Genomic DNA, 10,375 nt, shown 5'->3' with positions numbered 1-10,375 from the left:
TGTGTATACGACCCCCCTCCCCTGCCCTCCCCCACAAGGGGGGAGGGAACGCACCTTTGTCGGGCGACAAACTCTGCGCTCACCCCGCCAGCCGATCCCTTACCCCGGCTGCGATCTCGAACGAGCGCAGCCGCGCGGCGTGGTCGTAGATCTGGCCCGTGGTCATCAGTTCGTCCGCGCCGGTGTCGGCGATCAGCGCCTTCAGCTTCGCTTCGACCATGTCAGGCGAGCCGACCGCCGAGCAGGACAGCGACTGCCCGACCATGGCCTTTTCCGCCGGCGACCACAGCGCGTCCATGTCGTCGACCGGTGGCGGCAGCGGGCCGGGCGTGCCGCGGCGAAGATTGATGAACTGCTGCTGCAGCGAGGAGAACATGCGTTGCGCGTCCGCCTCGCTATCGGCGGCGAACACGTTGACGCCGACCATTGCATAGGGCTTGTCCAGCTGCGCCGACGGCTCGAACCGCGCGCGATACTCGCGCAGCGCCGGCATCATCATCTGCGGCGCGAAATGCGAGGCGAACGCGAACGGCAGACCGAGCATGCCTGCGAGCTGCGCGCCAAAGGTGCTGGATCCCAGGATCCACAGCGGCACCTTCGTCCCCATGCCCGGCACGGCGCGGATGGTCTGGTTCGGCTGCACGTCGCCGAGCAGCGCCTGCAACTCCAGCACGTCCTGCGGAAAATTCTCGGAGCTGGTGGCGAGATCGCGGCGCAGCGCGCGTGCGGTGAACTGGTCGGTGCCCGGCGCCCTGCCGAGCCCAAGATCGATCCGCCCGGGAAAGAGCGAGGCCAGCGTGCCGAACTGCTCGGCGATGACCAGCGGTGAATGGTTCGGCAGCATGATCCCGCCGGAGCCAACGCGGATGGTTTTGGTGCCGCCCGCGACATGCCCGATCACCACCGACGTCGCCGCGCTCGCGATGCCCGTCATGTTGTGATGCTCGGCCAGCCAGAACCGTTTGTAGCCCCAACCTTCGGCGTGCCGGGCGAGATCGAGCGAATTGCGGAACGCTTGTGACGCGTCGCCACCCTGGCGGATGGGCGCGAGGTCGAGCACGGAGAAGGGGATCATTTCGGTACCGAAGTGGAGGAGGATGACGCGCGGCGGCTGAGAATACATGTAGTGTCGGCGCGTAGGATGGGTAGAGCGCAGCGAAACCCGTCATGCGTCTTCATCGAACAAGGCTCGATGGGTTTCGCTTCGCTCTACCCATCCTACGAAGCTGTTCGAGCGGCCTAAACCCCATTCACAACACCGTCATCGCGCCCCGTTCCACCCCTCGCCCCAACTGGGCGTCTCGCGTCTGTTGTTGTACCATTCCCGGAGCCACTGCTCTGTTGCAGGAGGAACCGACATGACCACGGTCCTACTCAATCGCCGCAACCTCCTTGCCGCTGGCGGCTCGATCGTCGCCACCGGGATTTTGGCAACCGGCGTTCCCGGCCTGCTGTTGCCTGCCCGTGCGGACGGGCTCGCGCCGACCGAGACGATGTCGGGCGGCGCGAACAATTACCGCAAGGGCGCAGCGATCGTGGAGCGGATCGGCAAGGGCGGCTTCTGGATGAGCGGTACCGTGCGCCGCGCCGGCGACGGCGCGCCGCTCGCAAGCCAGCGCATCCAGATCTGGGCGCACACCACCGAGGGACAAGAGCACGAGCCGCAAAGCCATGGCGCCACGCTCACCGACAAGGACGGCAAGTTCCGGCTCGAGATGCCGCAGATCATTCCCGTCTTCGGCCAGCCGCATGGACATCTCGCCTATGACAGCGGTGAATTCAAAACCGTCTTCCTGCGGCCGGTGATGCGGAGCCCAAAGGAAACCAGCCTGGAAGCGCATTTCGTGCTGCAGCCGGCCTGACCGCATTGCGAATGAAAGGGTGGCGATCGGCGCCCCTGATCTGGGTCGCCCTTGCCTTGGCCATCGGCGTGCCGATCGCCGCCGCCGCAACAAGCGAGCAACTCGCATGGCGCGGCCCGCTCTACATCCTCGCCGGCTTCGCGGGCATCGTCGCGCTCGGTCTCGTGCTCGCTCAGCCCCTGCTAATCGGCGGATATTTGCCGGGCCTGTCGGCCTATCGCGGCCGGCGCGCCCATCGCTGGATCGGCGGCGCGCTCGCTCTGGCGATGGTGATCCACGTCGCCGGCCTCTGGATCACCAGTCCGCCCGATATGATCGACGCCCTGACCTATACCTCACCGACGCCGTTCTCCCCCTTCGGCGTGACCGCGATGTGGGCCATCTTCATCGTTGCGGTCCTGGCCGCGTTGCGCCGCCGCCTGGGACTGCGGCTGCGCACCTGGCGCATCGTCCACATTCCCCTCGCGATCGTCATCGTCGCAGGCAGTGTGGCGCATTGCCTGCTGATCGAGGGGACGATGGAGACGATCTCGAAGGCGGTGCTGTGCGCGCTCGTGCTCGCAGCGACCGTCAAGCTCATGGCTGACCTCTGGCGAAAGCGGACGCTGCGCGGTGAGAGTGCGTAGGGGTGGTAAGCGTAGGGTGGGCAAAAGGCGCGTAGCGCCGTGCCCACCATCTATCTACCTATCACAGTGGTTGGTGGGCACGCTTCGCTTTGCCCACCCTACGAGACACGAAACTTCCGCTGACCTCTTTATTCCAACACGTCGGCGTCGTCAGCGCCCGCATCTGCCCTGCTTGCCGCGGATGGCGGTGAAGATTATCCTCGCGCGATGGCCGTCAGTGTCCCCAACCTGAAAGCATTCCTGCTCGCCACACCATTCTTCGGCGGTATCCCGGATGAAAGTCTCGACCTCCTGATGTCGATGCTGGTCGAGTGCCGATTTGATACCGGAGCAACCGTCGTGACGGAGGGCGAGCCCGGACGCTCGCTGTTCATCGTCAAATCCGGCCGGCTGGCGGTGAGCAAACGGGCGAATGCGGGGCGCGTGATCCCGATCTCCGTTCTGGAGCCCGGCGATTTCTTCGGCGAGATGACGCTGATCGAAATGCAGAATCGTTCCGCCACGGTGATCGCGGAGAGTCCGACGGTGCTGTACGAGCTGACGGCCCAAAAGCTCTACGCCTGCTACAAGGCCGATATCCATGCCTATGTGATCGTCCTGCAAAACATTAATCGCGAGCTATGCCGACGGCTTCGCCGGTCTGATGATCGGTTTACCGGGCACAGTGCGTAGGATGGGTAGAGCACTTGCGAAACCCATCATATTTCGTCACCGAACGAAGCCTCGATGGGTTTCGCTGCGCTCTACCCATCCTACGAGCTGAGATGTTTTCATGGGCACGTTCTATACCGACGAGCAGATACAGGAAGCCGTTGCTGCCTTAGAGGACCACACTCCCGGTATCTTCGAGAGAATGAAGAAATTGGCCTCAGTCAACGATCCGTTTAGCGATGAACAAGAAGCAGAACTAGGAGCCGTCGTAAGAGTTCTCACCATCGTTCTGCCGAAAGCGTCATACGTGGTGCATGCTGAAGACGAAAATGAAGCGAGAGCGCGCCTCAGCATAAACCTGGGCGACGTTGTTCGCGCTGTACTCGCATCAGATGAAGACGATTCCCAATAACGCCCGCCATGGCCGCCTAAGGCTAACGTCGGTCATGCCAATCTGACCCGTCGGACAAAACACCCACCTTCCGCAAAATCCCGTCAATCCCCTCTCACAAAAATATTCCACTTTACCGAAATTCGGAATCGCAGTATCAATCCGCCATCCCGGTCCAGGGAGAGGGGCGATCGTCCGTCGTAACGAACGTGGATCGGGGGGTGGTGGACGCGGCAGCGTCGGGCACGAAGGCGGGACCAGGGCGAGATGAACCTCGTGAGGTCTTGTCTAGCGTGCGGACGAACGGCGCCAACGCCCTGCGAAGCCTTCGGGCGAAGCAGGACGTGTCCGGCGAAGCCTCTTGGCGAAGCCGGATCGCTGCGTACGGCAAAATCGTGTGGTCCTGGCCGTCGTTGCTACGGTCAAGCCTTGCGGAGATGGATCGGGGCTCTACCGGGTCTTTGTCCATCGTCAATTCGCAAGGCGACGGTGACAAAAAGGAACTCGTCGCCGGGGAGAGCGCGGCATAAGCCGTCAACCCACTGCGCAGGGAATGTAACGACGTTAAAAGCTCAATTGTATCAATGCCATGATGGCGCAGTGTCTACATTTGTGTCGCGATCCGGGGGCGTTCCGGCTGATAAAATTATATGAAGCCCTATTGAGCCCTGTGGACGGGTATGGAGGCTGGCGGCGGACGCGACGGGCGCGCTACGATCAGACGATGACGAAAGCCTCGGCCAAGATACCGCTCGCGCTGCTGATGTCGTCCCTCGCGCTGATCATCACTACCGCAAACGCGGCCCCAACTGCCTGAGATATCTCGCGGTAAGTAGTGTGGCGAAAGCCAGATAATGACACGCTGCGACGAACGCGACGGTCTTGTCATCACGGCCAAGGGGTTCAATCAGGATGAGATCGTTTGCGATCTTGTTGGGGTGACGCCGCAAAGACCTTCCCGCCGAGAGAGCGAATATCGCGTGACGTTCGACTGCATCGTCGCCGCCGACAACAAGAGCCATCGGCGCTATTACTGGATGGGATTCTATGCTGACGATCGTCGTGACCTTTTCATGCTGAGAGGCAACCCGTCGTTCACAAAGGTTGTTGCGCCATGAGGGTCATCATGGTCGCGCTGCTGCTGCTCGTGACCGGCGCGGCCTCGGCGCAACAGCGCACGTTCTACGACTCGCGGCAATGTCGTCGGCCGGTCGGCGACCGACAGCCAAGGCACGACAACGACCTATGACGGTCGCGGCAAGGTGATCGGCCGCGAGAGCACCACGCCCACGAAGAATGGCTGGCCCACAAAGGATGACTGCTACGGCAGACCCGCCATGATGTCGGGCAAGCCTTGCCGCTAGTACGGGGCAACGGACTGTAGCGCCGCGCAAAGAATCCGCGAGTCCACCAGCGGCAACACAACGGCGATCCATGGCGCGGGCGGGTCGCAACGTCGGGCGGGTTACCACGAACCGCTGACGACTAAGGAGTCGGTTGCACAAAAGCCCGTTCAATGATCAAAGATTGAGCTGAGCTGGGGGTGGTGCATGTCAAAGGTCACATTTCAACTACGATACGACGGGCCTGCGCTATCCGAGCACGGGATGGACGTCGCCGATCTTGCACCCGCGCTCTTGGCCTTAGGAGAGCTAATAAAGCGGGCTAACGCGACCTTCAACGGCGATGCCGCTAAGATCAACCTCATCGTACAGTCGGACTTTGAGCATAAGTGCTTCCAAATAAATCTGGAGCTGATTCAATCGATACTCAGTTCTATCGGGGCTCTTCTTACCGACGAGCACACCCTCAAGAATGCTCAGAGCATCGCCAGTTGGCTAGGGCTAATAGGACTGCCGCCAACCGTTTTTGGCCTTTTCAAATATCTCGCGCGACGGAAAGGCAATGAGATCGAAAGTGTCTCTCCGGTGCTGCAGGTAGGCGATCACGAAGCAACGATCTCGACAATAGATTCTCAAGGAACGGTTGCGGTGAAGTTCAAGGGCGATGGCAACACCGTTATTGTGAACCGGAATGTTTATAGACTCGGGGAAGACCCCATCATCCGCGATTACGCAGCTAAAGTTGTCTCGCCCCTGAAGCGGAGCGGAATTGATACGCTTCAGTTCGATCCAGAAGGTTCAATGAAGGGCGAAACGATAAGCAAGGCGGATGCGATAGCAATCGTGGAGGGCCGCGCGGAATTGGCAACTAAGGATGAGGAGACGTTCGAGCCTCAGACCGTAGTGGCCCACCTGCAGGTTACCCGGCCCGACTTTGATTCTGAGTCGCACGTTTGGCGATTTCGCTACGGCGGCAAAACCGTTTCTGCCGATATTAGTGAGACAAGCATAGCGGATCAGGTGCGTGCGCGCGGATACGTAAGAATAGGCGATACGTGGCGAGTCAAACTGCGGGTGACGGAAAAGCGTACGGCATCCGGCCAGTACCGAAACGAATATAAAGTTGCGGAGGTATTGGAATTTATTCCGGCAAGTCGGCAAGCCGCGTTCCCATTCATCGCAAATAGTGATGATGACGCCGAAGAGAGTTGAGCGCCTGATCAACCTTTAAGAGGTCATAGGATGTTTGGATGGACCGGCTTCAAATATCGGACCGAAGTGATCGTCAACATCCATTCGATTCTGATGTTTGTTCCTGAACTCAAAGCGCTGCTCAAAACCTTTCCAAGCCTGAAGCGAGCCGCCGGCGATTTTAGAAAAGCAGGGAAAACCGAGCTTGAGGCTGCCGCTTATCTGAGTGTGGTGGTGCTTGAGTCGGTGTTGGCGCACGTGCCGGAAGATGGTCGTAACGAAACACTCGCGGAGTTGACCCGATTTGAAAATGACCGTTTTCGCTGGTTTCGCGATCAGGCCGCTGACGAAGGCGGAAAGCCCATCATGGGAGTGCTGCCGCTGACGTTTGCGCTAGGATTTGCCTTCTGGTTCTTGGGACACTCTGTGCGTGAAAATCGACTGCCGGAATTTGTCTATCGAGATTTTCTCACGGATGTGATCGGGGTGTTGCAAGGTAAGAGGGCGCGGTGACGACTCTTCCAAAATCACTTCCGCTCCCTCGACCGTTCCACCGCCAGTTCAGAAGTAGTTTTCCGGGCATAAGAGAACATCTCGGTTGTTTGGATTGCAAACCGGAAGCATCTTTGTTTGAAGATTCTCTGGCTGGAATGGGGCTGATGAGCGAACAGTTCGAGTACGACATTGCTTTCAGTTTCTGCGCGCTCGACGAAGGCGTAGCTACGCAACTAAACGACCTGCTGGCCTCCCGGCTAAAGACGTTTATCTACAGCGAACGTCAGAGAGAGATCGCCGGCAAGGATGGGCAAGAGAGCTTTAGCAAGGTTTATGGCGAAACCGCCCGGCTGGTCGTGGTTCTCTATCGCCCAGAGTGGGGCGAGACGCCTTGGACCCGCGTCGAACGTGACGCCATAAAGAATAGATCGTTGGATGATGGGTGGGACTTCGTAATCTTCGTCCCGACGGTAGATCGTCCCAAAATGCCGCCGTGGCTGCCGAAGACGCGGCTTTATGTTGGCCTCTCGCGTTGGGGAGTTGAGGCCGCAGCGGCAGTTGTGGAAGCACGCGCTACGGAGCGGGGCAGCGAACCCCACGAAGAAAGTGTTGCAGAACGCGCCGACCGTCTCCGCAGAGCACGGGCCTTCAAGGAGAAGCAAGAACGCTTTCAATCGACCGAGATTGGTGTTCGGAGTTCACTTCAGGCCTACGAAGATTTCTCTATCGCTATAGAACACCACGCCGAGCAAATTACGAAATCGGGCATCGCAATAACTGCAAAGCGTTCGCAGGAATACCGGATTCTAACCGGCCTTTCTCCGTGCAATACCATCTGCAGTTTCCGTCCTCATTACTCAAATTCCCTTCAAGATGCTCATCTGCTCATCGAAGTATTCAAGGGATTTCCGACTTTGCCCGGCTTCTATGGCTCGATGAACAAGCCTGCGAAGCTGAAATCGCTGCGTTTCTCGTATCAACTCATACGGGAGGACTACCATGCATGGGTCAGCACCGATGCGAACGGTCGCGAGTTCTCGCCGCAACAACTCGCAGACCACATCCTTCGTACCTACATGGACATAGCTGAGAAGACTAGTTCTCACTGAGTTAGCCCGGCGGCCAAAGAAGAGCGAGAGATCATGGGCTCGCTCGCTGTCGCTGCTCGGCTTCGGCAATCGCCACCAGCGGATCAGGTTCGTTCTTCGACAAACCGGCGGCCTTCAGCCTTCGGAGCAGTGCATGGGCCTGGGGCGTATCGGCGTAAACCACGGTCGATTCCCATGGCTGCAGATTCAGCGACGTGATTTGCGCGCAGAAGGCCGCGTAGCGGCCAACAGCCTCCCACGGCTCCCTGCGCAACTTGGGGCGTCAATCTGTTTGGCACAGGTTCGACTCTGCCTCGGGCCGGCGGCGTTGGCGCGCGTCATCGCATCGCGGTCGGTGTCAGTGATCATCGCCAACCACCAGAAGTCGCGGTCGGAGCCAGGGCGATGGCTTGTCCGCCTAGCTCTTCCGGAAGAACCGGGCCAAATCCGTCAATAGGCCAAAGCTGAACCGAAAGCCGGCAGGTGGTCGAGGTCGGTCGGCTTCCGAGGAATCATTGCAGCGGGGGCAAGGGTCGCCGGCTGCGCCGCAGCCGCAGGCGTGTGGACCATCCCAAGGGCGGTCCGGGTGGGCTTCGCATACCCAGCCAGTGTCCTCGCAAGCGGCGCAGTTCATTGGTCAACCTTCGGAGCATCCGCTTTCGGCCTCGCATGTACTCGTGCGTCGACCAGGACCTCGGTGATGGCGTCCCGCAGGCTGTCGCGGTCAAGGATGCGGATCAGCCGATCGATGGTGGTCGCCGCGTCGTGCTCTTTCGTCAGGTAGTCCGCAATCGCCATCATGGCGAGGTCGTAGCTCTGCTCAATCTGCTCGGCTGGGGTCAGGCGCACCATGCTCAAGCGGCTCCACGCAGGGGCAGCGCCAATTGGATACCGAACGGGCGGGTCGCGTTTTCCTCGATGAACGCCTGCAAGGCCGGCGTGATCTCGACGCCATGGTCGCCGGTTCGCTCGGCAAGCTCATCGGCGACCTCGCTGGTGGCATCCCTAGACCAGCCCTCAATGGCGTTGAAAGCGACGATACGCACCGGATAGGCGTACTGCCCAGACAGCAGGTCGCGGATGATGGTCTCGATGTCGGTGTCCTGCTCGTCGGTCTCGCGCCAGGAGCAGCCGGCGCGGGCGCCGAAGTCCTCCAGGACCAAGTAGATGTCCCGGTCGAGCCGATCCAGCGGAACGATCGACGGCGAATGACGCATGACGCAACTCCTACTCAAGAGGAGCAATCACGCTGCCAACCGATCGTTCCGTTGGGACCTGTGTGCGGCAGAGGATGCCGGCGCAATCGAAGGTTCCCCGCTGGGGCCGTTTGCTCGCCTGCTTCCATGTGAATTTGGCAGTAGTTGTCCGGTATATCGCCCAGCGCCGCAGTGCAGTTATCGTGATTTTGCCGGGGCTGGCATTTCATCCCGAACAAGATTTCAACCGGCAAGGGGTCGCTGAAAGGCGACCCCTTCTAATTTCCAGCAAGCGGCACAGCCATTGAGCAGATTGGTGCGAGGCCTCCGCACATCGTGGCGCGGGTAACGGCAAATGAAAAAGGGCCGTCAACTGAGGCGGCCTTGTTTCTCTCGGAGACGATCCCAGTCATTCGTCTTCTCCGGCGTAGAGATAAAGTCCTCCACTCGCTTCAGCCCAGCGGCTTTAAAGAGACCGAGAGTGATGACGACCATCATCAACACGGTTCCAGCAAGCATCGCCAGCGTCAACATGGGATGTCTCCACGTTCGCCCCGCATTTTAAACTCAGGCGGTCAGATCACGGTTCCCGAACACAGGCAGGGAACGCTTTGCTGACTACCAAGTTTTCCCGATGCCCTTCCCCAAGGGCGACACACCCGATTTGAGATTGGCCTTCCCATTGGCGACGGAGCGCGGTTAGCCTGCATGTCTTTCATTGCAGTTACTCCGTTTCTCAGCATGGAACCCTCTAGCCAAAGTGCGAAAAGCGAACAGTGCTGATTGCCGATTTGTCCTAGGCTCAGGAAGCTTGAGCCTTCCACAAGGTCCAAGCACCTCCAGCGGCCCCGGCCCACAATCCCCAAAAGCCCCCACGGCCGGGGCCGTCTTGTTATCGACATCCCATGACGGCGACCGCCAGGCCGGCCCCATTGAAATTCGGCCGAACGTCCGCCCCGCGCAAGCCGCAAGCCGAGCAGACGAAGCGTCCCTCAATGTCGGATAGACGCATCGCATCGGGCCAGGCGTCCCGCGCTGACCGCGACGTGACGGCCGCAACGGAAATCGGCGCACCAGATCACGACGCCGCTTAGGCCCATCTCGCGCAGCTCGCCGAAGGTGATCTTGACCGGGCGGCGACCGGCAGGGGTGGTGCTATGGCGGGCAGGACGAGGCATGCCGCCATCAAAACGCGGCTCCGTCTGTGCTGCAAATTATCGATCCATAGGGGGATCAGACGGCGGCGAGCTACTGCCGGACGTGGGTGTGGATTAGGGCAGACTCATGAAGCGGCGGCCGCCTGATGTCCGGGTTTGCCGCCAACGTCGGCCAAAGAGCGGGTGGGCTCCGAGGCCGCCGATGGGCCAATACCGGAAGTAGCCAACTTGTTCGATCACCCCTGTCGATGCGGACGCTGAACGTCAGCGAAAATTCGAGCGATGCCGCTCCCGGCATCACGCTAGGTGACTACCTATCCAAATGCCGCGATTGCAAGCACAACGGCGGCGACGAGGATCGGACCTGCATCGGAG

At 60.1% G+C, this 10,375-nt stretch carries 14 protein-coding genes; 9 read left to right on the top strand and 5 right to left on the bottom strand.

Annotated elements, in window-relative coordinates; all coding sequences use genetic code 11:
- Window positions 1-79: 79 nt before the first annotated feature.
- Complete coding sequence (locus tag AC0L3K_RS39765; protein WP_473368123.1) at window positions 80-1,075, bottom strand: LLM class flavin-dependent oxidoreductase; 996 nt, start codon at window positions 1,073-1,075, stop codon at window positions 80-82.
- 283 nt (window positions 1,076-1,358) lie between these two features.
- Here AC0L3K_RS39765 and AC0L3K_RS39760 point away from each other — a divergent pair, with 283 nt between their 5' ends.
- From AC0L3K_RS39760 to AC0L3K_RS39720, 9 genes are all read left to right on the top strand, one after another.
- Window positions 1,359-1,862, top strand: coding sequence for a peptidase associated/transthyretin-like domain-containing protein (locus tag AC0L3K_RS39760; protein ID WP_473368122.1), 504 nt, complete (start codon window positions 1,359-1,361; stop codon window positions 1,860-1,862).
- An 11-nt stretch (window positions 1,863-1,873) separates the two neighbouring features.
- Window positions 1,874-2,488, top strand: coding sequence for a ferric reductase-like transmembrane domain-containing protein (locus AC0L3K_RS39755; RefSeq protein ID WP_473368121.1), 615 nt, complete (start codon window positions 1,874-1,876; stop codon window positions 2,486-2,488).
- Window positions 2,489-2,695: 207 nt separating this feature from the next.
- Complete coding sequence (locus AC0L3K_RS39750; protein ID WP_473368120.1) at window positions 2,696-3,160, top strand: Crp/Fnr family transcriptional regulator; 465 nt, start codon at window positions 2,696-2,698, stop codon at window positions 3,158-3,160.
- 100 nt (window positions 3,161-3,260) lie between these two features.
- Window positions 3,261-3,551: a hypothetical protein gene (locus AC0L3K_RS39745; RefSeq protein ID WP_219682460.1), complete on the top strand. Its 291-nt coding sequence runs from the start codon at window positions 3,261-3,263 to the stop codon at window positions 3,549-3,551.
- A gap of 833 nt (window positions 3,552-4,384) precedes the next feature.
- Window positions 4,385-4,648, top strand: coding sequence for a hypothetical protein (locus tag AC0L3K_RS39740; RefSeq protein WP_473368119.1), 264 nt, complete (start codon window positions 4,385-4,387; stop codon window positions 4,646-4,648).
- A gap of 8 nt (window positions 4,649-4,656) precedes the next feature.
- Window positions 4,657-4,779 (top strand): hypothetical protein, encoded by a 123-nt coding sequence (locus AC0L3K_RS39735; protein ID WP_473368118.1) that lies wholly within the window; start codon window positions 4,657-4,659, stop codon window positions 4,777-4,779.
- Window positions 4,780-5,080: 301 nt separating this feature from the next.
- Entirely contained in the window at window positions 5,081-6,085 is a 1,005-nt protein-coding gene (locus tag AC0L3K_RS39730) for an LAPAL motif-containing putative phage structural protein (RefSeq protein WP_473368117.1), read from the top strand.
- A gap of 30 nt (window positions 6,086-6,115) precedes the next feature.
- Entirely contained in the window at window positions 6,116-6,577 is a 462-nt protein-coding gene (locus AC0L3K_RS39725; protein ID WP_473368116.1) for a hypothetical protein, read from the top strand.
- A 146-nt stretch (window positions 6,578-6,723) separates the two neighbouring features.
- On the top strand, window positions 6,724-7,668 hold the full coding sequence (locus AC0L3K_RS39720; protein ID WP_473368115.1) for a hypothetical protein: 945 nt from the start codon (window positions 6,724-6,726) through the stop codon (window positions 7,666-7,668).
- 31 nt (window positions 7,669-7,699) lie between these two features.
- Here AC0L3K_RS39720 and AC0L3K_RS39715 read toward each other — a convergent pair whose 3' ends face one another.
- The 4 genes from AC0L3K_RS39715 to AC0L3K_RS39700 form a co-directional block, all read right to left on the bottom strand.
- Window positions 7,700-7,921 (bottom strand): hypothetical protein, encoded by a 222-nt coding sequence (locus AC0L3K_RS39715; RefSeq protein ID WP_473368114.1) that lies wholly within the window; start codon window positions 7,919-7,921, stop codon window positions 7,700-7,702.
- Window positions 7,922-8,277: 356 nt separating this feature from the next.
- Window positions 8,278-8,499 carry a hypothetical protein gene (locus AC0L3K_RS39710; RefSeq protein ID WP_473368113.1) on the bottom strand — a complete coding sequence of 74 codons (222 nt, stop codon included), beginning with the start codon at window positions 8,497-8,499 and terminating at the stop codon, window positions 8,278-8,280.
- A gap of 2 nt (window positions 8,500-8,501) precedes the next feature.
- Window positions 8,502-8,864, bottom strand: coding sequence for a hypothetical protein (locus AC0L3K_RS39705; RefSeq protein WP_473368112.1), 363 nt, complete (start codon window positions 8,862-8,864; stop codon window positions 8,502-8,504).
- 348 nt (window positions 8,865-9,212) lie between these two features.
- The gene (locus AC0L3K_RS39700) at window positions 9,213-9,377 is read right to left on the bottom strand and encodes a hypothetical protein (RefSeq protein WP_473368111.1); all 165 of its coding nucleotides are present in this window, start codon (window positions 9,375-9,377) and stop codon (window positions 9,213-9,215) included.
- Between the last annotated feature and the right edge of the window lie 998 nt (window positions 9,378-10,375).

It is taken from the genome of Bradyrhizobium sp. MI1.10 (assembly GCF_055811035.1).
Note: the sequence above shows the minus strand (reverse complement) of the source record. Positions and strands in the feature narration are given on the sequence as shown.

Bases quoted from the DNA above. Each gene is read 5' to 3' on its own strand.
- AC0L3K_RS39760 (WP_473368122.1), top strand. From the start codon at position 1,359: ATGACCACGGTCCTACTCAATCGCCGCAACCTCCTTGCCGCTGGCGGC.
- AC0L3K_RS39750 (WP_473368120.1), top strand. From the start codon at position 2,696: ATGGCCGTCAGTGTCCCCAACCTGAAAGCATTCCTGCTCGCCACACCA.
- AC0L3K_RS39705 (WP_473368112.1), bottom strand. From the start codon at position 8,864: ATGCGTCATTCGCCGTCGATCGTTCCGCTGGATCGGCTCGACCGGGAC.
- AC0L3K_RS39765 (WP_473368123.1), bottom strand. From the start codon at position 1,075: ATGATCCCCTTCTCCGTGCTCGACCTCGCGCCCATCCGCCAGGGTGGC.
- AC0L3K_RS39730 (WP_473368117.1), top strand. From the start codon at position 5,081: ATGTCAAAGGTCACATTTCAACTACGATACGACGGGCCTGCGCTATCC.
- AC0L3K_RS39755 (WP_473368121.1), top strand. From the start codon at position 1,874: ATGAAAGGGTGGCGATCGGCGCCCCTGATCTGGGTCGCCCTTGCCTTG.
- AC0L3K_RS39710 (WP_473368113.1), bottom strand. From the start codon at position 8,499: ATGGTGCGCCTGACCCCAGCCGAGCAGATTGAGCAGAGCTACGACCTC.
- AC0L3K_RS39720 (WP_473368115.1), top strand. From the start codon at position 6,724: ATGAGCGAACAGTTCGAGTACGACATTGCTTTCAGTTTCTGCGCGCTC.
- AC0L3K_RS39700 (WP_473368111.1), bottom strand. From the start codon at position 9,377: ATGTTGACGCTGGCGATGCTTGCTGGAACCGTGTTGATGATGGTCGTC.
- AC0L3K_RS39740 (WP_473368119.1), top strand. From the start codon at position 4,385: ATGACACGCTGCGACGAACGCGACGGTCTTGTCATCACGGCCAAGGGG.
- AC0L3K_RS39745 (WP_219682460.1), top strand. From the start codon at position 3,261: ATGGGCACGTTCTATACCGACGAGCAGATACAGGAAGCCGTTGCTGCC.
- AC0L3K_RS39725 (WP_473368116.1), top strand. From the start codon at position 6,116: ATGTTTGGATGGACCGGCTTCAAATATCGGACCGAAGTGATCGTCAAC.
- AC0L3K_RS39735 (WP_473368118.1), top strand. From the start codon at position 4,657: ATGGTCGCGCTGCTGCTGCTCGTGACCGGCGCGGCCTCGGCGCAACAG.